The sequence below is a fragment of the Mycobacterium sp. 1245805.9 genome, assembly GCF_001672915.1.
Classification (GTDB): domain Bacteria; phylum Actinomycetota; class Actinomycetes; order Mycobacteriales; family Mycobacteriaceae; genus Mycobacterium.
Window position 1 is genome coordinate 1 of sequence record NZ_LZKR01000050.1, and the last position, 21,747, is coordinate 21,747.

At 67.9% G+C, this 21,747-nt stretch carries 22 protein-coding genes; 15 read left to right on the plus strand and 7 right to left on the minus strand.

Translation table 11 applies throughout. The features are described from left to right. A partial coding sequence (locus tag A9X00_RS08050; protein WP_156771990.1) for a prolyl oligopeptidase family serine peptidase occupies positions 1 to 1,095 on the plus strand: 1,095 nt, incomplete at its 5' end. Between the two features lie 44 nt (positions 1,096 to 1,139). After that, positions 1,140 to 1,382, plus strand: coding sequence for a hypothetical protein (locus tag A9X00_RS08055; protein WP_067151705.1), 243 nt, complete (start codon positions 1,140 to 1,142; stop codon positions 1,380 to 1,382). Here A9X00_RS08055 and A9X00_RS08060 read toward each other — a convergent pair. After that, positions 1,369 to 2,625 (minus strand): hypothetical protein, encoded by a 1,257-nt coding sequence (locus tag A9X00_RS08060; RefSeq protein WP_067151617.1) that lies wholly within the window; start codon positions 2,623 to 2,625, stop codon positions 1,369 to 1,371. The genes A9X00_RS08055 and A9X00_RS08060 overlap by 14 nt on opposite strands. A 79-nt stretch (positions 2,626 to 2,704) precedes the next feature. Here A9X00_RS08060 and A9X00_RS08065 point away from each other — a divergent pair, with 79 nt between their 5' ends. From A9X00_RS08065 to A9X00_RS08080, 4 genes are all read left to right on the plus strand, one after another. Then, positions 2,705 to 3,016, plus strand: coding sequence for a hypothetical protein (locus A9X00_RS08065; RefSeq protein WP_067151621.1), 312 nt, complete (start codon positions 2,705 to 2,707; stop codon positions 3,014 to 3,016). 8 nt (positions 3,017 to 3,024) lie between these two features. After that, positions 3,025 to 3,933 (plus strand): crotonase/enoyl-CoA hydratase family protein, encoded by a 909-nt coding sequence (locus A9X00_RS08070; protein WP_067151624.1) that lies wholly within the window; start codon positions 3,025 to 3,027, stop codon positions 3,931 to 3,933. 66 nt (positions 3,934 to 3,999) lie between these two features. Further along, entirely contained in the window at positions 4,000 to 4,458 is a 459-nt protein-coding gene (locus A9X00_RS08075) for a DUF5078 domain-containing protein (protein WP_067151627.1), read from the plus strand. Positions 4,459 to 4,653: 195 nt separating this feature from the next. Continuing rightward, on the plus strand, positions 4,654 to 4,983 hold the full coding sequence (locus A9X00_RS08080) for a hypothetical protein (protein WP_067151708.1): 330 nt from the start codon (positions 4,654 to 4,656) through the stop codon (positions 4,981 to 4,983). Between the two features lie 14 nt (positions 4,984 to 4,997). Here A9X00_RS08080 and A9X00_RS08085 read toward each other — a convergent pair whose 3' ends face one another. The 3 genes from A9X00_RS08085 to A9X00_RS08095 form a co-directional block, all read right to left on the minus strand. Continuing rightward, positions 4,998 to 7,928, minus strand: coding sequence for an RND family transporter (locus A9X00_RS08085; RefSeq protein ID WP_067151630.1), 2,931 nt, complete (start codon positions 7,926 to 7,928; stop codon positions 4,998 to 5,000). Next, positions 7,925 to 8,473 (minus strand): MmpS family transport accessory protein, encoded by a 549-nt coding sequence (locus A9X00_RS08090; RefSeq protein WP_067151633.1) that lies wholly within the window; start codon positions 8,471 to 8,473, stop codon positions 7,925 to 7,927. The genes A9X00_RS08085 and A9X00_RS08090 overlap by 4 nt, the downstream gene beginning before the upstream one ends. Before the next feature lie 151 nt (positions 8,474 to 8,624). Further along, positions 8,625 to 9,311: a TetR family transcriptional regulator gene (locus tag A9X00_RS08095; protein ID WP_067151637.1), complete on the minus strand. Its 687-nt coding sequence runs from the start codon at positions 9,309 to 9,311 to the stop codon at positions 8,625 to 8,627. Between the two features lie 288 nt (positions 9,312 to 9,599). Here A9X00_RS08095 and A9X00_RS08100 point away from each other — a divergent pair, with 288 nt between their 5' ends. The 9 genes from A9X00_RS08100 to A9X00_RS08140 are packed head-to-tail and all read left to right on the plus strand — an operon-like array spanning position 9,600 to position 19,987. After that, positions 9,600 to 10,022 (plus strand): MmpS family protein, encoded by a 423-nt coding sequence (locus A9X00_RS08100; protein WP_067151639.1) that lies wholly within the window; start codon positions 9,600 to 9,602, stop codon positions 10,020 to 10,022. After that, entirely contained in the window at positions 10,019 to 12,907 is a 2,889-nt protein-coding gene (locus A9X00_RS08105) for an RND family transporter (protein ID WP_067151642.1), read from the plus strand. The genes A9X00_RS08100 and A9X00_RS08105 overlap by 4 nt, the downstream gene beginning before the upstream one ends. A gap of 31 nt (positions 12,908 to 12,938) precedes the next feature. Beyond that, positions 12,939 to 14,630 (plus strand): cytochrome c biogenesis protein DipZ, encoded by a 1,692-nt coding sequence (locus tag A9X00_RS08110; RefSeq protein WP_067151645.1) that lies wholly within the window; start codon positions 12,939 to 12,941, stop codon positions 14,628 to 14,630. A 36-nt stretch (positions 14,631 to 14,666) separates the two neighbouring features. Continuing rightward, positions 14,667 to 15,965, plus strand: coding sequence for an NAD(P)/FAD-dependent oxidoreductase (locus tag A9X00_RS08115; protein ID WP_067151648.1), 1,299 nt, complete (start codon positions 14,667 to 14,669; stop codon positions 15,963 to 15,965). Beyond that, entirely contained in the window at positions 15,959 to 16,666 is a 708-nt protein-coding gene (locus A9X00_RS08120; protein WP_067151651.1) for a DUF1365 domain-containing protein, read from the plus strand. Before A9X00_RS08115 ends, A9X00_RS08120 begins: the two co-directional genes overlap by 7 nt. Beyond that, the gene (locus A9X00_RS08125) at positions 16,663 to 17,934 is read left to right on the plus strand and encodes a class I SAM-dependent methyltransferase (protein ID WP_067151654.1); all 1,272 of its coding nucleotides are present in this window, start codon (positions 16,663 to 16,665) and stop codon (positions 17,932 to 17,934) included. The genes A9X00_RS08120 and A9X00_RS08125 overlap by 4 nt, the downstream gene beginning before the upstream one ends. Next, complete coding sequence (locus A9X00_RS08130) at positions 17,931 to 18,710, plus strand: DUF1295 domain-containing protein (protein WP_067151657.1); 780 nt, start codon at positions 17,931 to 17,933, stop codon at positions 18,708 to 18,710. Before A9X00_RS08125 ends, A9X00_RS08130 begins: the two co-directional genes overlap by 4 nt. Positions 18,711 to 18,743: 33 nt before the next feature. Further along, a complete protein-coding gene (locus A9X00_RS08135) occupies positions 18,744 to 19,289 on the plus strand; it encodes a sigma-70 family RNA polymerase sigma factor (protein ID WP_067151659.1) in 546 nt (181 codons plus the stop codon). Further along, positions 19,286 to 19,987, plus strand: coding sequence for an anti-sigma factor (locus A9X00_RS08140; protein ID WP_067151662.1), 702 nt, complete (start codon positions 19,286 to 19,288; stop codon positions 19,985 to 19,987). The genes A9X00_RS08135 and A9X00_RS08140 overlap by 4 nt, the downstream gene beginning before the upstream one ends. Here the strand turns inward: A9X00_RS08140 and A9X00_RS08145 are convergent. The 3 genes from A9X00_RS08145 to A9X00_RS08155 are packed head-to-tail and all read right to left on the minus strand — an operon-like array spanning position 19,980 to position 21,730. Then, positions 19,980 to 20,825 carry a hypothetical protein gene (locus tag A9X00_RS08145; RefSeq protein ID WP_067151665.1) on the minus strand — a complete coding sequence of 282 codons (846 nt, stop codon included), beginning with the start codon at positions 20,823 to 20,825 and terminating at the stop codon, positions 19,980 to 19,982. The genes A9X00_RS08140 and A9X00_RS08145 overlap by 8 nt on opposite strands. Positions 20,826 to 20,835: 10 nt before the next feature. Next, positions 20,836 to 21,351: a mycothiol transferase gene (locus A9X00_RS08150; RefSeq protein ID WP_067151668.1), complete on the minus strand. Its 516-nt coding sequence runs from the start codon at positions 21,349 to 21,351 to the stop codon at positions 20,836 to 20,838. Positions 21,352 to 21,361: 10 nt separating this feature from the next. Further along, positions 21,362 to 21,730, minus strand: coding sequence for a VOC family protein (locus tag A9X00_RS08155; RefSeq protein ID WP_067151671.1), 369 nt, complete (start codon positions 21,728 to 21,730; stop codon positions 21,362 to 21,364). Between the last annotated feature and the right edge of the window lie 17 nt (positions 21,731 to 21,747).

Here is a 21,747-nt window from a genome sequence, read left to right on the forward strand (position 1 = left end):
CCCGTGGTGTTCGAGCCCGACGAGCACACCGCCCTGAACCACTACGCGTGGACGCGCGACCACCTGCTGATGGTCACGCTGGCCGACGTGGCCAGCCGGGTGGAGATCGTCAGGCCGGGCGAGTGGCGCCGCGAGCCGGGCGCGGGCATCCCGCCCGCGACCAACACCGTCGTCGTCGCGGCCGACGACAAGGGCGACGAGTTCTTCCTCGATTCCAGCGGATTCGTCGCGCCGTCGCGCCTGATGCGCGGCACCCCCGCCTCGCCGCTCGAGCCGATCAAATCGGCCCCGGCGTTCTTCGACGCCGAAAACCTCTCGGTGTCACAGCATTTCGTCGCGTCCAAGGACGGCACGTCGATCCCGTACTTCGTCGTTCGGCGCCTGGACGCGGAAGGCCCCGGGCCCACGCTGCTGAGCGGATACGGCGGATTCGAAACCGCCAACACGCCGGCCTACAGCGGCGTGCTGGGCCGGCTGTGGCTGGCCCGCGGGGGCACCTACGCCTTGGCGAACATCCGCGGCGGCGGCGAGTACGGGCCCGGCTGGCACACCCAGGCGATGCGCGAGAATCGGCACAAGGTCGCCGAGGACTTCGCCGCGGTTGCAACCGATCTGGTGGACCGCGGCATCACGACGGTCGGGCAACTGGGCGCCCGCGGCGGCAGCAACGGCGGCCTGCTGATGGGCATCATGCTCACCCAGTACCCGGAGAAATTCGGCGCGCTGGTGTGCGACGTGCCGCTGCTGGACATGAAGCGCTACCACCTGCTGCTGGCCGGGGCGTCGTGGATGGCCGAATACGGCGACCCGGACAACCCCGAGGATTGGGAGTTCATCTCCGAATACTCCCCGTACCAGAACATTTCGGACACCCGCGCCTATCCGCCCGTGCTGATGACCACGTCCACCCGCGACGACCGCGTGCATCCGGGCCACGCCCGCAAGATGACGGCCGCGCTCGAGGCCGCCGGCCACGAGGTCGCCTACTACGAGAACATCGAGGGCGGGCACGCCGGCGCGGCCGACAACGAGCAGGTCGCGTTCAAGTCCGCGCTCAGCTTCGCCTTTCTGTGGCGGATGCTGAGCAACGGCTAAGCTCGAAGGTGATCTAACGAATGTTGTCGAGGAAGGCGTGGATCATGGGAGCACGGAGGTTCATCGGCTTGGCGACATTGACGGTCGTCGCCCCAATCGCGATCGCCCTCGGCGCCGGCCCCGCGCATGCCGATACCGACCTCGGGAAGCCGTGCTCGCCGGCGGGCGCGAAGGTCTGGGGGGTCCCCGGCCCGATCTACTGCGAGCCCCAGGCCGACGGACAGGCGCACTGGGTGTCCATTCCCGTCGACGCCATGTGCGTGGCGTTCTGCGTCAATCATCCGTAGCGGCCTGATCCTCGCTCCGGTTGCGGCGCCCGATCATCCAGGCGATGACGACCACGGCTAGCGCGAGCCCGCCGTACCGCAGCGCCGAAGGCCACCAGGGCTCGGAGCGCGGGACAGGCTGCTTGAGAGCGGCCAGCGCCGCCAGATAGCTGCCGTTGTCGGTCGGCCCCGCGGCCGGTAGCGACTGGGTCTTGGTGACCCTGATCTGGGCGGGGTTGCTGGGATCGTTCACCTGACCCCAGGCCAGGGTGGAGTCGTCGAGCAGGAAGCTGTCCTGGCTGCCCGCGGGTTGGCCGGCGTCGTGCCCCAGGACCACCACTTGGCCGACCTCGACGGTCTGGTTGTCCGCGGCGACATTGGCGGCGACGTGCTCGTAGACGTCCGGGGGCGCCGGCGGGGTGTAGCTCGGCGGCGGCGGACCGCTCGAATCCGCCGGCGGTATCCAGGCCCCGCCGTAGAAGCTGCCCGCCACCACATGGCTGTAACCGACCCCGGTGAACGGGAACACCCCGGGGGCGGCGGCGTCGAGCACGATGCGGCCACCGGCCGGCACGAACGCCTCCCGATAGGCGCCGTCGTAGAAGTAGCGGAATGTCATCGCTTCGCTGAGCGGGTTGAACAGGGCCGGGCGGTGGTTGTCGTCGTAGTCGACGTAGTCCCAATGCCGGGGGCGCACCAGTTCCTGGTTGTCGGCCTTCACCACGTCGACGTTGCCGTTATGGGCGTCGACCACGTTGCGCACCTGCTGGTTGAAGTCGTACACCTGGCTCGGCGGCTCGAGCGGCCTGGCGGGGTTGATGCGCGTCGCCGGTGCGGCCTTGGCGTCCGTGACCGCGTTCGGCGGCACATCCAGACCCTTCGGCGGCGCCACCACCGGGGCGCTTCCTCGCGTACTGGGCGGCAGTTTCGAGGTCTGCACCGGAATCGGGGTGGGCGACGTGGGAGTCGGCGGGACGGCGCGGGGCGGCTGCACCGGCGGCGCCGGCTCCAGCGGGACCGGCTCCGGCGTGGGCACCGGCACGCGGCTCGGGGGCGGCTGGGCGGGGCGGGGCGGCGCGGCGTTGTAGCACACGTTCGCGGTGTGGTACATCTCCACGTAAGACAGGCAGTTCTGGCAGGAGACGGGGTTTGCCCCGTCGCCGGCGCACGGGGCCGCCTGTGCCACAACGGGTATGGCGGCCGGCACGCAGAACGGGGCAAGCGCTATCACGGCCGCGGCCACCGCCGGGATAACCTTGCCCATTGCGCACTGCCCGATCAGCCTCGGCAGACCTTCCCACACCCCCACCTGGTGGACATGCTAGCGGCCATAGGATCGTCGCGTGGCGGCCACCGAACGCATCGAACTCACCCTGCTGGCGACCGGTTTGATCTTCGTCGTGACCGGGGCGGCACAAGCGCGCTACCGGTTCATCAAAGAACGCCGTCCGGGCCGACGGTTCTACTGGACCACCTCGATCATCGGGATCGTCTCGTTCGCGGCGGGGGTGGGCAAGCTCTGGCCCAACGCCGTCGCCGTGGCGGCCATCTTCTCCGCGGTCGTCGTCTTCTCGGCCTACCTGACGACGCCCTATCTGAAGATCGGCGGCCGCATCTACGCGTCGTCGCCGGAAAACCGGCAGCCCGACCCCTAAAGGAAGCCATGCGCGACTTCGAAACCCTGCTGTACACGACGGCCGGCCCGGTCGCGACCATCACGCTGAACCGCCCCGAGCACCTCAACACGATCGTCCCGCCCATGCCCGACGAGATCGAGGCCGCCATCGGGCTGGCCGAGCGCGACCAGGGCATCAAGGTCATCGTGTTGCGTGGCGCCGGCCGCGCCTTCTGCGCCGGTTACGACTTCGGCGGCGGCTTTACGCACTGGGGCGACGCGATGATGACCGACGGCAAGTGGGACCCCGGCAAGGACTTCGCGATGATCACCGCGCGCGAGACCGGGCCGACGCAGAAGTTCATGGCCATCTGGCGCGCATCCAAACCGGTGATCGCGCAGGTGCACGGCTGGTGCGTCGGAGGGGGGAGCGACTACGCGCTGTGCGCCGACATCGTGATCGCCAGCGAGGACGCCGTGATCGGCACCCCGTACAGCCGGATGTGGGGCGCGTACCTCACAGGCATGTGGCTGTACCGGCTGAGCCTGGCCAAGGTCAAGTGGCACGCGCTGACCGGGCGGCCGCTGACCGGCGTCCAGGCCGCGGAGGTCGAGCTGATCAACGAGGCGGTGCCGTTCGAGCGGCTCGAGGCGCGCGTCGCCGAGATCGCCGCCGAGCTGGCGCGAATCCCGTTGTCGCAGTTGCGGGCGCAGAAGCTGGTCGTCAACCAGGCCTACGAGAACATGGGCCTGGCCTCCACGCAGATGCTGGGCGGCATCCTGGACGGCCTGATGCGCAACACCCCCGAGGCGCTCGACTTCATCGAGACGGCCCAGACCCAGGGCGTGCGCGCGGCGGTCGAGCGACGCGACGGCCCGTTCGGCGATTACAGCCAGGCCCCGCCGGAGCTGCGGCCGGATCCCCGCCACGTCATCGTGCCTGATCGCGATGGATAGTGAGATGAACTACGAATATGCCCCGGGCACCCCACCACGGCCGGAGAAAGTGCTACCGTAACGACTATGTCTCGGCTGAGTTCTCACCTGCGCGCAGGCGTCGTTTTTGTTGCTTTCCTGGTAGCCCTGAGCATCGCGGCTGCGACCTTCCCGAAGACGGCCGCGGCCGATTCCACGGAAGACTTCCCCGTTCCCCGCAGGCAGATCGCGACCACCTGCGACGCCGAGCAATACCTGGCGGCCGTGCGGGATACCAGCCCGGTGTACTACCAGCGGTACATGATCGACTTCAACAACCACGCCAACCTTCAGCAAGCGGTGATTGACAAGGCGCACTGGTTTTACTCGCTGTCACCGGAGGACCGCAGGACTTATTCGGAAAACTTCTACAACGGAGATCCGCTGACGTTCGCCTGGGTCAATCACATGAAGATCTTCTTCAACAACAAGGGCGTCGTCGCCAAGGCCACCGACGTGTGCAACCAATACCCGCCCGGCGACATGTCGGTGTGGAACTGGTCCTAGATCCACTCTGGCCTTTATTCACGCGCCGGTTTAAACTCGGCGACTGTCGGGAATCGTTTATTTCCCCGCTTTCGGGGACAAATCAATAGTTCTTGACTGGCATTCCGTGCAATTGGGGATACCGGTCCGCTCGACCACCTTTTACAGGACTGACATGATGCTCGTGCCGGGATGCCGCGGCCCCATGGGGCCGCGATGAGCGCGGTAGATCCGCAGTCGGACGCGCTGGCGACCCTGGACTGGCAGGACATCACGTGCCAATCCGAGGGCGGCTGCACCAACCGCGCGACGCACATCGTGTACCGGCACGCCGTGGACCAATGCAACCGGCCGAACCTCGACCCGTCGGGCAACGTCGTCGAGATCCTGTGCATCGGCTGCCTGCGCCGGCTCAAGACCCAGGTGTTGGCGCAGGTCGACCGGATCAACCGCTGCCCGGGCGGCTACTGCCTGACGTGCGGGGCGCCGGTGCACAAGCTCTCCGACGTCATGCGCAAGATGGTGCAGCTGCGCACCTACGCCTGAGCCCTTCGTAAAGATCAGCGCGGTTGTACCACTCCGCCCGCCGGTCGCTCCTCGACGTTGCTGAGAATCAGCTCGCGCACGGCGGGGCGCGGCCCGTAGGGCCGCAGCATGGTGCTGGCCGGCCGCGGACGCACGTGCTGCGGCCACCAGAACCAGCGCCCGAGCAGGGTGGCCAGCGACGGCGTCATGAACGACCGCACGATCAAGGTGTCGAACAACAGACCCAGCGCGATCGTCGTACCCACCTGGGCCATCACCAGCAGCGGGCTGAACATGAACGTGGCCATGGTCGCGGCGAACACCAGACCGGCGGAGGTCACCACTGAGCCCGAACCGGCCATCGCGCGGATCGTCCCCGTCTTGAGCCCGGCGTGGATTTCCTCTTTGAACCGCGATATCAGCAGCAGGTTGTAGTCCGAGCCGACCGCCAGCAGCAGGATGATCGCCATCGCGAGCACCATCCAGTGCAACTTCATGCCCAGGATGTACTGCCATAGCAGCACCGAAAGACCGAATGAGGCGCCCAGTGACAGCAACACCGTACCGACGATCACAACGGCCGCCACGACGCTTCGGGTGATCACCAGCATGATGATGAAAATCAGTGTGGCTGCGGCGATTGCGGCGATCAGCAGGTCGATGTCGGAGCCGTCGTGCATGTCCTTGTACGTCGCGGCGGTACCGCCGAGGTACACCTTGGAGCCCTCCCAGGGCGTGCCCTTGATCGCCTCGTGCACGGCCTGCTTGATCGGTTCGATGTGGCTGATGCCTTCGGGACTCGCCGGGTCGCCTTCATGGGAGATGATCAAGCGCACGGCGTGCCCATCCGGCGAGATGAAGTTCTTCAGACCCCGCGCGAAATCCGGGCTCTTGAACGCCTCCGGCGGAAGGTAGAAGGTGTCGTCGTTCTTGGCCTTGTCGAAGGCATCGCCTTGGGCGGTGGCGTTGTCGGACTGCGCTCTCGCCTGTTCGTTGAGACCCGTCGTGGTCGCGTAGTTCGACATGACGGTGTCGAGGTTGCGCTGTTGGCTCTCGATCTGTGGCGGTATCAGCGCCACCAGCTTCGGCTGAATCCTGTCCAGCTTGTCCAGGTTCGCGCTGAGGTTCACGATGTTCTGCGCCACCTGGTCGATGCCGTCGAGCGCGTTGAAGATCGACCGGATCGCCCAGCAGGCCGGAATGTCGTAGCAGTGCCGCTCCCAGTAGAAGTAACTGCGAATCGGCCGGAAGAAGTCGTCGAAGTTGGCGATGTCGTCGCGCAGCGCCTCGGTGATCTGCACGGTTTCCTTGGTGAGCCTGGTGGTTTCGTGCGTGGTGTTACTCAGGTCCTGGGTCACCTGCATCTGCTCATGCAGCGTTGCCATGGTCTTCTTCAGCTCTTCGGCCTGCTTGAGCAGGTTCGCCGCCTGCTCATCCTGATAGTGCTGGGTCTGGATCCGCCCTGCGGCTTGTGCACCCATCTGAAAACCGAGGGTGCTGTGGTCGAGCGGTGTGCCCAACGGTCGGGTGATGGTCTGCACCCGTCCGATGCCGGGGATGTGGAAGACCGCCTTGGCCACCTTGTCCAGGACCAGGAAATCGGCCGGGTTACGCAGGTCGTGGTCGGTCTGGATCATCAACAGCTCGGGATTGAGCCGAGCCTGGTCGAAGTGCCGGTCCGCGGCGGCATAACCGACGTTGGCCGGGGTGTCCGCCGGCAGGAAGTGGCGGTTGTCGTAGTCCGTCTTGTAACCGGGCAGGGCGAGCAGACCGACCAAAGCGATCCCGATCGTCACCGCGAGAACCGGCGCGGGCCAGCGGACGACCGCGGTGCCGATGCGACGCCAGCCCCGCGTCGCCAACTTGCGCTTCGGATCCATGAGCTTGAAGAACGACGCCACGGTCAGCACTGCGGGGCCCAGCGTCAACGCCGCGAGCACCGCGACCAACATGCCGATGGCGCACGGTGCGCCCAATGACTGGAAATACGGCAATCGGCAGAAGCTCAGGCAGTACATCGCGCCGGCGATGGTCAGCCCCGACCCGAGCACGACATGCGCGGTGCTGTGGAACATGGTGTAGAAGGCTTGTTCGCGGGTCTCGCCCAGACCGCGGGCCTCGTGGTAGCGGCCGACCACGAAGATCGCGTAGTCCGTTCCGGCGGCGATCGCCATCAACACCAACAAATTGTTGGCGAACGTGGAGAGTCCGATGATCTCGTAGTTGGCCAGCAAGGCAACGACGCCTCGGGCCGCGGCCAACTCGATGAACACCATCGCCAGCATGATCAGCATGGTGGTGACCGAGCGGTAGACGAACAGCAGCATCACCACGATCACCAAAAAGGTGACAAGAGTGACGAGTGCGACGCCCTTCTCGCCCGCGTGGGACTGGTCGGCGAACAGCGGACCCGCGCCGGTGACGTATGCCTTGATTCCCGGCGGCGCGGGCACCGAGTCCACGATCTTGCGGAGGGCCAGGGCAGACTCGCTGCCCTGCCCGCCGCCCATGTTGCCCGAGAGGTAGACCTGGACGTACGCGGCCTTCTGGTCGTGGCTCTGGGAACCCGCCGCCGTCAGCGGATCACTCCAGAAATCCTGGACGTGCTGAACGTGTTGCTTGTCCTGCTCGGCGCGCCGGACGATCTCGTCGTAATAGCGATGGGCTTCTGGCCCGAGGGGCTTGTCGCCCTCCAACAGAATCATGGCCGAGTTGTCGGAGTTGAACTCTTTGAACGTCGATCCGACCTTCATCATCGACTGAAAGGATGTCGCGTCAGTAGGGCTCATCGACACCGAGTGCGTTTTGGCAACGACCTCCAGCTGCGGGGCCGCGGTGTTGGTGATGAAGACGATGGCCAACCACACCAGGACGATCGGCAGGGCGAGCCGGTGGATCATCCGCGGCAGGAACGGCGGAATGAGCGGCTGGTCGACGCGCGGCGGCACCTCGCCTGGCTCGCTCATGCGGACTTGTCCAGGCAGTACACGAAGGGGTTCACGGTTTCGTTGGCATCCGAGCGATTCGGTGCCTTGATGACGTCACCGTGCCCGTCGTGGTTGTTCACCACGAACTGGCAGGCGATCCAACTGCCGTCGCCTTGCGCCACCAGGTTCGCCGGGATGCCGGGCTTTGTTGAACTCAATATTTTGCTCCAGGGCAAGGGCACGTTGAGTGCCTGCTGCGGATGGGAGTTTTCGTCGAGGTAGTTGATGGTTGCCGTGCTGCCCGGTGAGCCCCACACCTCGAGCGTGATCGTCTTGGCGTTGAACTCGTCGAGGACCTCGCCCGATGTGCCACCCCCGAAGGAACCCTTGTGCACGCCGAAGACGCCGTGCAACCGGTACACCACGAATCCCGACACCGCGACCACGGCCGCGATCGTGATCACCAGCCAGAAACGGCTCAGCAGCCCCTGCTTGGTGGCACGCTTTGGGGCGGCCTTGTTGCCCTCGCTGCCGGCGGAGCCTTGCTTCATTAGCGGCTCCGTCCTCGGCTCAGTCGTCGTCATGGGCGCCTCAAGTCCTTCACCACGTGCGAAACATTAGTTGACCTATGTATAACCCTAGCGATGACCCACAGTTTCTTCTCGGTGTTGCTGCGACGCTTTGGTATCCGGCGCCGCGGCGTGGCCAGCGCCATACCTTGGTCCCCCTTCCGGTTCATGAGGATTCGGTGACGAGGCCGATGCATGTTGCCGTGAGCACCCGGGTGAGGGCGGACGGGAATTCGATGTTCCACTCGGGCACCAGCACCTCCGGCTCGTCGGCGTAGGCGTTGGTGAGCCGCTCCGGCGGATTGGCGATGTGCCAGAAGGCGGCGGCCAGCGAGTAGGCGGCGATCAAGATGTCGAAGGAGCCGGACCGGCCGAGCGCCGGCAGCGCGCGTTCGATCGCCTCGGCCAGCGCGACGGCGGCCGCGGAGATGGTGCGCCGGATGTCGACGACTCGCTCGACCTCCACCTCGTGCTCGAGGTGCAGGTGCAGATTGGCGAGCAGGTCGCAGAACAGCGGGTCGGCGGCCAGCCCGTTGGCCAGCGTCTCGGCCACCCGCGCCGGCGACATCGGACCCGGCTCGCCGAGTTGCTCGCACACGGAAGTCGACCACCGCACCCAGCCCTCGGCGGCGAGGTGCAGCAGGACCTCCTTGTGCGAGGTGAAGTAGCGGCGCACTGCCGAATAGTGGATTCCGGCGCGACTGGCGACGGCGGTCAGCGTGACCGACGCAACGCCCGTCTCGACCGCGAGCGACCGCGCGGCTTCGACGAGTGCCGCCGCACGCTGGCGCTTGTTCTCCTCCGTGCGGGCGCGCTGGAAGGTAAGTTGCGCCATCGGGCGAGGATAACGCACATTGTGTGATTTGTATAACGCACGTCATGTGATTTGTGCCAGGTCACAGCTCGCAGACGTTTTCCGGTTACGCACGTGATATGCGTTACACTCCAGGGCGCGAGGGGAAGGAGTCAACGGTCCCGGGCCGGGTGACAATCCAGCCGTGATTTACTTAGGTAAGCCTTGGCTGTACTCCAACCGGGATCGGCGGACGGGCGCAGCGCGGCGATCCGTAGTTGACCACGTTCGGCGGCGACGGACCGCACGCAGAACCACCGACCGCTGAAAGGGATTCCAATTATCAAGTTGCTGTCCCGAACCTGGATTCCACTGATCATCCTGGCGGTCGTGATGGTCGGTGGCTTCATCGTGTATCGGGTCCACGGCTACTTCGGCTCGGAAAAGCGCGAATCGTATGCCGACAGCAACCTGCAGAACCCCAAGCCGTTCAACCCGAAACGCATTGTCTACGAGGTCTTCGGGCCGCCCGGAACCGTCGCCGACATCAGCTATTTCGACGTGAACGCCGACCCGCAGCGCATCGAGGGCGCACCGCTGCCGTGGACGCTGCGCGTCACCACCGACAAGGCGGCCATGATGGGAAACCTGACGGCGCGGGGCGATAGCGACAGCATCGGCTGCCGCATCACGGTGGACGACGTGGTGAAGGCCGAGCGAATTTCCACCGGGGTGCACGCCTTCACCTTCTGCGTGGTGAAGTCCGCGTGAGCACGAAATTTGCCGAGTTCGCGCGCGACACCCACCCCGAGCGGCCGTTCCTCGCGCGGCTGATCCACACCCTCGCGGTGCCGATCATCCTGTTCTGGGTGGGCGTGGCCATCGTGCTGAGCCTGTTCGTCCCGTCGCTGGAAGTGGTCGGGCAGGAGCGGTCGGTGTCGCTAAGCCCAAAGGACGCACCGTCATTCGTGGCGATGAAGCAGATCGGCCACGCGTTCAACGAGGGCGAGACCGACAGCTCGGCGATGATCGTGCTGGAGGGCAACCAGCCCCTCGGCGACGACGCCCACCGGTACTACGACACCATCATCCGCAAGTTGCGCGACGACAAGGCGCACGTGCTCAGCATCCAGGACTTCTGGGGCGATCCGCTCACGGCGGCGGGCGCGCAGAGCAACGACGGCAAGGCCGTCACCGTGCAGGTCAACCTCGCCGGTAATCAGGGCGAGCCGCTGGCCAACGAATCCGTCGAATCCGTCCGCAACATCGTGAACAGCGTGCCCGCGCCGCCCGGGGTCAAGGCGTACGTCACCGGGGTCTCGGCGATGGCCGCGGACCTGCACCACAGCGGCGACAAGTCCATGGTCAGGATCACCCTGACGACGGTCGCGGTGATCCTCATCGTGTTGCTGTTCGTCTACCGGTCGATCCTCACCGTGATCCTGTTGCTGATCACGGTGGGCTTCGAATTGACCGCGGCGCGCGGAGCAGTCGCGGTGATAGGGCACTTCGGGCTCATCGGGCTGTCCACCTTCGCGGTCAGCCTGCTCACCTCGCTGGCGATCGCGGCCGGGACGGACTACGGCATCTTCATCGTCGGCCGCTATCAGGAGGCCCGCCACGCCGGCGAAGACAAGGAATCGGCCTTCTACACCATGTACCGCGGGACGGCCCACGTCATCCTGGGCTCCGGCCTGACGATCGCCGGGGCGATGTTCTGCCTCAGCTTCGCGCGGATGCCGTACTTCCAGACCCTCGGCATTCCGTGCGCGGTGGGGATGCTGCTCGCGGTGCTGGTCGCGCTCACGCTGGGCCCCGCGATCCTCACCGTCGGCAGCCGGTTCGGCGTCTTCGACCCCAAGCGCAAGCTCGGGGTCCGTGGCTGGCGCCGGGTCGGCACCGCGGTGGTCCGCTGGCCGCTTCCGATCCTCGCCGTCACGTGTGCGGTCGCCCTCGTCGGCCTGCTGACCCTGCCGGGCTACCGGGCCAACTACAACGACCGCGAGTACCTGCCCAGCACCATCCCCGCCAACGCGGGCCTGACGGCAGCGGATCGCCACTTCTCCCAGGCCCGGATGAAGCCGGAGATCCTGATGATCCAGGCCAACCACGACATGCGTAACCCGACCGACTTCCTGGTCCTGGACAGGTTGGCCAAGGGCATCTTTCGGGTCCCGGGCATATCCCGCGTCCAGGCGATCACCCGGCCCGACGGGACGACGATGGACCACACGTCGATCCCGTTCCAGATGAGCATGCAGAACGCCGCCCAGACACAGACCATGAAATACCAGCGTGACCAGATGGACAACATGGTCAAGCAGGCCGACGAGATGACCAAGACGATCGCCAACATGCAGCGGATGTACGACCTGATGACGCAGCTCGTCGCCACCACGCACCGCATGGTCGGCGACACCGAAGAGATGCAGCAGATCACCAACGAGCTACGGGATCGCATCTCGGACTTCGACGACTTCTGGCGGCCGATCCGCAGCTACTTCTATTGGGAGAGGCACTGTTTCGACATTCCGATCTGCTGGTCGATTCGCTCAATATTCGACGCGCTCGACGGCGTCGATCAGATCACCGACAAATTGAACGCGCTGGTGGTCGACATCAAAGACCTGGACCGGCTGATGCCGCAGATGATCGCCCAGTTCCCGCCGATGATCCAGACCATGGAGAACATGCGGACCATGATGCTGGACATGCACAGCACCATGTCCGGGATCTTCGACCAGATGAACGAGATGAGCGACAACGCCACGGCGATGGGCCACGCCTTCGACGCCTCCAAGAACGACGACTCGTTCTATCTGCCGCCGGAAGTGTTCAAGAACAAAGACTTTCAGCGCGCCATGAAGAACTTCCTGTCCCCCGACGGGCGCGCGGCGCGCATGATCATCCTGCATCGCGGCGATCCCGCGTCGGCCGAGGGCATCGCCAGCATCGACAAGATACGCACCGCGGCCGAGGAGTCGCTCAAGGGAACCCCGCTGGAGGACGCGAAGATCTACGTGGCCGGCACGGGCGCCGTCTTCAAGGACATCGCCGAGGGCGCCAAGTGGGACCTGGTGATCGCCGGCGTTTCCTCGCTGTGCCTGATCTTCATCATCATGCTGATCCTGACCCGCGCGCTGGTCGCCGCCGCCGTCATCGTTGGCACGGTGGCGGTTTCGCTGGGCGCTTCATTCGGGCTGTCGGTGCTCGTCTGGCAGCACATTCTCGGCATCGACTTGCACTGGATGGTGCTGGCGATGTCCGTGATCGTGTTGTTGGCCGTCGGCTCCGACTACAACCTGTTGTTGGTCTCCCGCTTCAAACAGGAGATTCATGCCGGCCTGAACACGGGCATCATCCGGTCGATGGGCGGCACCGGCAAGGTGGTGACCAACGCGGGCCTGGTGTTCGCCTTCACGATGGCGTCCATGGTCGTCAGCGACGTGCGGATCGTCGGGCAGGTGGGCACCACCATCGGGCTGGGCCTGATGTTCGACACGCTGATCATCCGCGCGTTCATGACCCCGTCGATCGCCGCCCTGCTGGGCCGCTGGTTCTGGTGGCCGATGCGGGTGCGTTCCCGGCCGCTGCGGGTTCCGGCGCAGCCGGTGCAGCCGCACCCGCCGGACCGCTCCCTGGCCTACAGCGACTAATCCGTAATCTCCGTCGCTCCGAATAACACCCATGCCCACAGTCGCGTTGATCGGATTCCTCGGCGGCCTGATCACCGGCATTTCGCCGTGCATCCTGCCGGTGCTTCCGGTGGTGTTCTTCTCGGGGGCCGGCAGCTCGCGTGACGCCAGCCCCGCCGCCCGGCCGTACCTGGTGATCGCCGGGCTGGTCTGCAGCTTCAGCGCGGTCACCCTGGCCGGCTCGGCCCTGCTGTCGGCGCTGCACCTGCCGCAGGACGCGATCCGCTGGGCCGCGCTGGTGACGCTGACGCTCATCGGCCTCGGCTTGATCTTCCCGGCTCTGGCCCACCTGATCGAGCGCCCGTTCGCCCGCATCCCGCTGCCTCAGCTCGGCCCGAAGCGCTTGAGCGGCAACGGTTTCGGGCTCGGGCTGACGCTGGGCGCGCTGTATGTGCCGTGCGCGGGACCGGTGCTGGCGGCCATCGTCGTCGCGGGCGGCACCGCCTCCATCGGCCCGCCGGTGCTGGTGCTGACGGCGGCGTTCGCGATCGGCACCGCGCTGCCGCTGCTGGTTTTCGCGCTGGCCGGGCGCCGCCTCGCCGAGCGCGTCTCCGCATTCCGCCGCCGGCAACACGTGGTCCGGGTCGCCGGCGGAATCACGATGATCGTGCTGGCCGTGGCGCTGGTCGTCAACCTGCCCGCCACGCTGCAGCGCGCCGTCCCCGACTACACGACCGCGATGCAAAAAGACATCGGGGCCAACCAGATTCGCTCCCAGCTGGGCGGCGCGGTGACGGGCCAGCTCGCCGACTGCGTAGACGGCTCCGCCTCCTTGCAGCAGTGCGGCCCGGCGCCAGCCCTCACCGGGATCACCGGGTGGCTCAACACCCCGGGCGGCGCGCCGATCGACCTGGCCGCCCTGCGCGGCAAGGTGGTCCTGATCGACTTCTGGGCCTACTCCTGCATCAACTGCCAGCGCGCCATCCCACATGCGGTGGGCTGGTACGACCGCTACCGCGACGACGGCTTGGTCGTCATCGGGGTGCACACCCCCGAGTACGCGTTCGAACGGGTTCCGGCCAACGTGGCCAGCGGCGCCGCCGCACTGCACATCGCCTATCCCGTTGCGCTGGACAACGACTACGCGACCTGGAACGCCTACCAGAACCTGTATTGGCCGGCCGAGTACCTCATCGACGCCAACGGGGCGATCCGCCACACCAAGTTCGGCGAGGGCGACTACGACACGACCGAAAAGCTGATCCGCGACTTGCTGGTCGCCGCCAACCCGGGCGTCAAGTTGCCCGCCGCGACGGACACGGTGGACGCCACCCCGCGGACCCGGCTCACGCCGGAGACCTACCTGGGCGCCGGCAAGGCCGTCAACTACGGCGGCGCCGGCGAATACAAGGCGGGCACCGCCACGTTTGCGTATCCGCCGGGGATGCCCGACGACCGGTTCGCGCTGCGCGGGCGCTGGACACTGGACGACCAGGGCGCCACCGCGGACGGCGACGGTTCTTCTGAGGCCGCCATCCGGCTGAACTACACCGGCAGGAACGTCTACGTCGTCGTCGGTGGCACCGGCACGATCACCGTGACCCGGGGCGGCAAGACCACCGCGACCGCGATCGGCGGGCCGCCCACCCTGCATCAGATCGCCTCCGACGACACCGCGCACCGCGACCAGCTCGACATGCAGGTCGGCAAAGGCCTGCAAGTGTTTTCGTTCACATTCGGCTGAGCCCGTCCATTTCGCCGGCGGCTCCGAATAACCGGTGTGGATCAACACAGAGCCCGCTCGGTCGCGGTAATCGGCAGCGGCGTCGCCGGCCTCACCGCCGCCTACGTCCTGTCCGGGCGTGACCGGGTCACCCTGTACGAGGCCGACGCGCGGCTCGGCGGCCACGCGCACACCCACTACGTCGACGACGGTGACGGCCGGATGGTCGCCGTCGACTCGGCGTTCCTGGTGCACAACGACCGGACCTACCCCACGTTGTGCCGGTTGTTCGCCGAGCTGGGTGTGGCGACCCAGGAGGCGGAGATGTCGATGTCGGTGCGCGCCGACGACATCGGGCTCGAATACGCTGGGGCCCTGGGCGTTTCGGGCCTGTTCGCCTGCCGGCAGTCGCTGCGGCCGCGCCACCTGCTGATGCTCGCTGAGATCGTCCGCTTCCACCGCGCCGCGTCGCGGCTGCTGGACGACACCGGCCCGGACGACCTGGAGACGCTCGAGGCCTTCCTGAACCGGCACCGCTTCTCCCCGCATTTCGTCGACTACTTCATCACGCCGCTGGTGGCGGCGGTGTGGTCCTGCGCCGCGGGTGACGCCCTGCACTACCCGGCCCGGTACCTGTTCGTCTTCCTCGCCCACCACGGCATGCTGTCGGTCTTCGGCTCCCCGACATGGCGCACCGTCACGGGCGGTTCGGCAAACTACGTGCGGGCCATCGCCGCTCGCCTGGATCGCGTCTCGACCGCGACGCCGGTGCACTCGCTGCGGCGGCTGCCCCACGGGGTGCTGGTGCGCGCGGGCCGCGACGCGCCGCGGATCTTCGACGCCGCCGTCGTCGCGGTGCACCCCGACCAGGCGCTGCTGCTGCTCGACAACCCCACCCCGCGGGAGCGCGCCGTCCTGGGCGCCATCCCCTACTCGACCAACCGGGCGCAGCTGCACACCGACGAGTCCGTGCTGCCCCGCCACCGCCGCGCCCGCGCCTCGTGGAACTACCTGGTGACGCCCGGGCGCGACCACGTGGTGGTCAGCTACGACATCAGCCGGCTGATGCGGCTGGACGCAAGGCGCCGCTACCTGGTCACCCTGGGCGGCCGGGACCGGGTGGACCCGGCCTCGGTGATCGCCGAGATGACCTACAGCCACCCGCTATATACCCCGGAATCCGTTGCCGCGCAAGCACGATTGGCGACGCGCGACGACGACCGGGTGGTGTTCGCGGGCGCGTACCACGGCTGGGGATTTCACGAGGACGGCGCCGCGTCCGGGCTGCGCGCGGCCCGGCGGATCGGCGCCGACTGGCCGGCCGCCGCCCGGCGGGAGGCGGTGGCCCCGTGCTGACGCCCGCGATCTACCGCACCACCATCACCCATTCGCGCCGGGTTCCCGTGCAGCACCGGTTCGAATACCGAAGCTACAGCTGGTATGTCGACATCGACGACCTCCCCCGCCTGCCCTGGTGGCTGCGACCGTTCGCGCGATTCAATGCCCAGGACCACTTTTCGGGAGATGCGCGCGCCTCGCTGCGCGAGCGGCTCGGCACCTTCTTCGCCGACCACGGGCTGCCGCTGCCCGAGGGGCGGGTCACGGCCCTGTTGCAGGCGCGCGTCTTCGGCTACGTCTTCAACCCGCTGAGCGTCTTCTGGTGCCACGACCGAAACGGCCGACTGTGCAACGTGATCGCCGAAGTCCACAACACCTACGGCGAGCGCCACGCCTACCTGTTGCCGCCGGCCGAGCTGCCCGTGGTGACGGCCAAGAACTTCTACGTCTCGCCGTTCAATCAGGTGGACGGCTACTACCTGGTACGGGCGCCACAACCCGGCGACGAAGTGGACATCACCGTGGCGCTGCATCGTGATCGCCGCCCGGCGGACCCGGTCTTCACCGCCAATCTGCGCGGGCCGCGCCGACCGGCCACCACCAGCCAAGTCGCCATCATGCAGTTCATTTCACCGCTGGCCCCGCTGATGGTGGCCGCGCGAATCCGGATACAGGGGATCAAGTTGTGGCTACGTCGAGTTCCGGTGGTACCCCGATGAGTGTCGACACCATTGAAAGAACCTCGGCGGCAATCAATTCCGACCGCTGGCCAGCGGTCGCGGCCGTGCCGTCGGGCCCGCTCGCCGCGGCGTCGGGCGTCGTCGCGTGCCGGCTGCTGCGCCGCGCCGCCGCCCGGCTGCCGCTGCGCCTGGTCTACCCCGACGGCACCGTCGTCGGCGCGGCCGACCCGACGGCGCCCACCCTGTTCGTCCGCCGACCGGACGCGCTGGCCCGCCGCATCGGGCGGCACGGCCTGATCGGCTTCGGCGAGTCCTACATGGCCGGGGAATGGTCGTCGAACGACCTCACCGGCGCGTTGACGGTCCTGGCCTCGTCGGTGGCCGACCTGGTGCCGCGCACCCTGCAGCGGCTGCGGCCGCTCGGCCCGGCGTTCCGGCCCCGTTGGCGGGCCCCCAGCCGGGCGCGGGCCCGGCGCAATGTCGCCGAACACTACGACCTGTCGAACGAGTTGTTCGCCGAATTCCTCGACGAGACAATGACATACTCCGCCGCGCTGTTCCCCCGGCTGCCCGCCGCGCCGGAGGACCTGGCCGCCGCGCAACGCCGCAAGATCGACCGGCTGCTCGACGCGGCCGGGGTCGAACGCGGCAGCCGCGTCCTCGAGATCGGCACCGGCTGGGGCGAGTTGTGCATCCGCGCGGCCGCCCGGGGCGCGCACGTCCGCTCGGTCACCCTGTCGGTCGAACAGCAGCGGCTGGCGCGGCAGCGGGTCGCCGCGGCGGGGCTGTCGGACCTGGTGGAGATCGAGCTGTGCGACTACCGCGACGTCGCCGGCAGCTACGACGCCGTCGTCTCGGTCGAGATGATCGAGGCGGTGGGATACCGTTCCTGGCCAACGTATTTCGCCGCCGTCGAACGCCTGGCGCGGCCCGGCGGGCGGGTCGCGATCCAGGTGATCACGATGCCGCACGACCGGATGCTGGCCACCCGCAACACGCACACCTGGATCCAGAAGTACATCTTTCCCGGCGGGCTGTTGCCGTCCACGCGGGCGATCTCCGCTATCACCGGGCGGCACACAGGATTACGCACGGTCGAGGCGACCTCGCTGCGGGCCCATTACGCCGAGACGCTGCGGCTCTGGCGCGAACGGTTCGCGGCGCGGCGAGACGCGCTGGCGCGCCTGGGTTTCGACGAGGTGTTCGCCCGCATGTGGGAGCTGTACCTGGCGTACTCGGAGGCGGGGTTCCGGTCGGGCTACCTTGACGTGTATCAGTGGACGTTCGCACGGGAGGCCCGCGCATGAATCTGGTGAACCTCCTGCAGGTCAGCGGCGCGTCGGTCCTGGCCCTGGTCGTCGTGCACTCGGTGGCCTTCGCCGTCGGCAGGCGAATCGGGCGCTACAACGTCGTCGACGTGGCGTGGGGCCTGGGCTTCGTCGCCATCGCCGCCGTCGCCGCCGCGCTCGGCCACGGCGACGCGACCCGGCGGTGGCTGCTGCTGGCGCTGGTCGCGATCTGGGGGCTGCGGTTGAGCTGGCACATCCAGCGCAAGACGGCCGGCAAGGGGGAGGACCCGCGTTACGCCGCCCTGCTGCGGGACGCGAGCCTCGCCCAGATCGTGCGCAAAGTCTTTGTGCTGCAAGCCCTGATCACCTGGTTCGTCTCGGTGCCGCTGCAGCTGTCGGCGGTGACCGGTCCCACGACGGGGCCGCTGCGGGCGGTCCTGGCCGCGGGGGTGGCTGTGTGGCTGGTGGGATTCGCGTTCGAGGCCATCGGCGATCAGCAGCTGCGGGCGTTCAAATCCGATCCAGCGAACCGCGGCGCGCTGATGGACCGCGGCCTGTGGGCCTGGACGCGGCACCCCAACTACTTCGGCGACGCCGCGGTGTGGTGGGGATTGTGGCTGATCACCATCAACGGCTGGCTGCCGCTGGTCACGGTCGGCTCGCCACTGCTGATGACGTACTTCCTGGTGCACGTGAGCGGGGCGCGGCTGACCGAGAAGCTGATGGCCGGGCGCCCCGGCTTCGACGAATACCGGGAACGGACCGCGTATTTCTTTCCCCGGCCACCGGGATAGGCGCACCGATGACGGGCGCTAGGCTACCGATCGATGAGCAACGAGCTGGACGCCCTGCTGCGCCAGGTCGCGCGCGGGGACAGCGCCGCCTTCGCCACGATCTACGACCTCACCAAGGCTCGGGTGTACGGACTGGTGACGCGGGTGGTGCGTGATCCCGGCTACAGCGAGGAAACCACCCAGGAGGTCTATCTCGAGGTGTGGCGCTCCGCGTCGCAGTACGACCCGGCCAAAGGCTCCGCCCTGGCGTGGCTGCTGACCATGGCGCACCGGCGGGCCGTGGACCGGGTGCGTACCGAACAGGCCGGCAGCAGGCGCGAATCCCGGTACGGCGCGGCCAATGTCGAGCCCGCCGGCGACGTCGTGTCGGACTCCGCGATATCCGGTGACGAGCGTCGCCGCGTGGCCCAATGCCTGGACGCGCTGAGCGACGCGCAGCGACAGTGCATCGAGCTGGCCTACTACCAGGGCCTGACGTACAGCGAGGTCTCGCAGCGGCTGGCCGCCAACTTGTCGACGATCAAATCGCGCATCCGCGACGCGCTGCGCGGCCTGCGCAACTGCCTGGACGTGCCATGACCGAACCGCCGACCGAATTCGAGCTGCTCGAGCTGGCCACGCCGTATGCGCTGCACGCGGTGTCGGACGCGGAACGCGCCGAGATCGAGCGCCGGGTGGCCGCGGCGCCGTCGTCGGTGGCGGCGGCCTTCGACGACGAGGTCCGCGCCGTCCGCGAGACGATGGCGGTCGTGTCGGCGGCGACGGCGAGCGAACCGCCGGCGCACCTGCGGGCCGCCACACTGACCGCCGCGACACCGCCCAATGTCCGCCAAATACCTTGGCGCAGAACCGTATTGGCGTCCGCAGCGGCGGCGGTCGTGGTGGGCGCCGCGGCGTTCGGCGCCGGCGTGTTTTTGCGCCCGCCGGCGAAGCCCACGGTCGCCGAACAAATTCTGTCGGCCCCGGACGTCCAAACGGTCTCGCGTCCGCTGGCCAACGGAACCGCGACGGTGATGTTCTCCCGTGACCGCAACGCGGCGGTGCTGGTGATGAACAACGTGCCGCCCCCGTCCCCCGGCACCGTCTATCAGATGTGGCTGATCGGGGCCAACGGCCCGACCTCGGCCGGGACGATGGACGCGGCGGCGGTGTCGCCGTCGACCAAAGACACGCTCACCAACATCGGCGCCTCGACCGAGCTCGCGTTCACCGTCGAGCCCGGCAAGGGATCGCCGCAGCCGACCACCCCGATCCTGGCCGAGCTGCCGCTCAGCTAGGGCTTTTCCGCAGGCCGCCCAGGACCGCGACGAGCACCCCCGCGGCGACCAGCGCCACGCCGGCGACCAGGGTGAGGTCGAGCCAGCCCCGCAGGCCGGCCTCGGCGTGGGCGACCATCACCTCGGCGATCTGGCGGATGTTCCCGGTGGTGCGATTCAGCGCGTCGTTGACGTAGCGGCCGCCGGCCTCGGTGCCCGCCCAGCCCGCCCCGCCGACCAGCAGCGCCGAGACGCCCAAGCCGCTCAGCGCCTTGCCGCGGCCGCGCGCGGCCGCCAGCGCGAGCAGCGCACACAGACCGCTCAGGGCCGCCGCGCCGACGCTGATCCAGGGCCCCCACCTGGCCAGCGGGCTGAGCCGCCCCGGCCGCACCGACGACGGCATCGACACCGTGAGCGGCACCGTCAGGTTTGCCGGCACCGTCACGTGATGGCGGGCCAGCACCTGCTGCATTGCGGCGTCGTTGAGCATCGGGGCCACGTCGATCGCCCAGTCCGCGGACCCGTCGGCGGTGAACAGGTAGCGGTGCGCCGCCCGGTTGGCCCGGGCGAACAGCGGCGGAAAACCCGGCCCGGCCGTGAAGGCGGCGGCGCCGTCGTGCACCTCCGAGCCGTCCACAGGGTGGTGCCCCGCGCCGTGCGCGGCGATCAGCGCCATGGCCCGGGTGGTGAGCTCGGCCGCCATGGCCGACTGCAGGGCGGGATCGGCGGCGGCGCGCTGCGCCAGCGCCGCGTAGCCGTCCTCGCTGACGAGGTTGCGCTGCGCCCAGGACGCCGGGATCGCTACGGCCAGGGCAAGCGTGGCGGCCAGCCACAGCAGCACGGTCGCGGCGAATCGCACGCCCTAGAACCTACTGAATGCCCCGCACATAGGCGGCCTGCCCGAGGTGCTGGGCGCAGTCGTCGATGATGCTCACCAGCCGAGCGCTGGCCGTCACCGGCGGGTCCCAGTTGGTGTCGACGACGCGGGACAGCTCGGCGGCGGTCACGCTGGCGATGTATTCGAGGGTCAGCTTGTGCACCGCGTGGTAGTAGCCGGCCAGCAGCTCCGCCGGGGCCTTGACCTTGGCCACCTCGTCGGGGCCGTGCCCGTAGCCGGTGTCGTTGCGCGGCAGGTCCAGCCCGAAGCGGTCCACCCAGCCGTCGCGGGTCCACACCTGCTCGACGCCCGCGACGTGGGCCAGCTGGATGTCCTGCACCCGCGCGCTGTGCCAGATCAACCAGGCGATGCTGTTGGCGTTCGGCGTCGGGCGGTAGTCGGACACCTCGTCGGTCAGCCCGTCGGTGAGCTCGTCGACGTGCTCGATCAACCGGGTGAACGCGTCGCGAAGCAGTTCCTGTGTGGCGGCGTCATTTTCAGCACCCATACGGCCGACCCTACGCGCCGTGCCAGACCGCCTCGACGTTGTTGCCGTCGGGATCGCGCACGAAGGCACCGAAATAGGCGGGGTGATATTCGGGCCACAGCCGCGGCTCGTGCAACGACTCGGCGCCCCGCTCCACGGCCGCCCGGTGAAAGGCGCGCACCGCGTCTTCGCCGGCGGCCGCGAATGCCACGTGCACCTCGCGGTTGGGTCCCATGCCGGTCCCGTCGGCGATCCAGAACGACGGCTTGCCGTCGCGGCCGTATCCGATGGCCGGACCGACGTCCATCTGTCGCGAGTATCCGAGCACTCCCAGCACGTGGTCGTAGAAATCCTGCGATTTCTGATAATCGGCGCAATTGATTCCGAAGTGATCGATCACGGAAGAGATCCTGGCAC

Coding starts and splice junctions, on each gene's coding strand:
- A9X00_RS08055 (WP_067151705.1), top strand. CDS start 1,140: ATGGGAGCACGGAGGTTCATCGGCTTGGCGACATTGACGGTCGTCGCC.
- A9X00_RS08060 (WP_067151617.1), bottom strand. CDS start 2,625: ATGGGCAAGGTTATCCCGGCGGTGGCCGCGGCCGTGATAGCGCTTGCC.
- A9X00_RS08070 (WP_067151624.1), top strand. CDS start 3,025: ATGCGCGACTTCGAAACCCTGCTGTACACGACGGCCGGCCCGGTCGCG.
- A9X00_RS08075 (WP_067151627.1), top strand. CDS start 4,000: ATGTCTCGGCTGAGTTCTCACCTGCGCGCAGGCGTCGTTTTTGTTGCT.
- A9X00_RS08080 (WP_067151708.1), top strand. CDS start 4,654: ATGAGCGCGGTAGATCCGCAGTCGGACGCGCTGGCGACCCTGGACTGG.
- A9X00_RS08085 (WP_067151630.1), bottom strand. CDS start 7,928: ATGAGCGAGCCAGGCGAGGTGCCGCCGCGCGTCGACCAGCCGCTCATT.
- A9X00_RS08090 (WP_067151633.1), bottom strand. CDS start 8,473: ATGACGACGACTGAGCCGAGGACGGAGCCGCTAATGAAGCAAGGCTCC.
- A9X00_RS08110 (WP_067151645.1), top strand. CDS start 12,939: ATGCCCACAGTCGCGTTGATCGGATTCCTCGGCGGCCTGATCACCGGC.
- A9X00_RS08125 (WP_067151654.1), top strand. CDS start 16,663: ATGAGTGTCGACACCATTGAAAGAACCTCGGCGGCAATCAATTCCGAC.
- A9X00_RS08130 (WP_067151657.1), top strand. CDS start 17,931: ATGAATCTGGTGAACCTCCTGCAGGTCAGCGGCGCGTCGGTCCTGGCC.
- A9X00_RS08135 (WP_067151659.1), top strand. CDS start 18,744: ATGAGCAACGAGCTGGACGCCCTGCTGCGCCAGGTCGCGCGCGGGGAC.
- A9X00_RS08140 (WP_067151662.1), top strand. CDS start 19,286: ATGACCGAACCGCCGACCGAATTCGAGCTGCTCGAGCTGGCCACGCCG.
- A9X00_RS08150 (WP_067151668.1), bottom strand. CDS start 21,351: ATGGGTGCTGAAAATGACGCCGCCACACAGGAACTGCTTCGCGACGCG.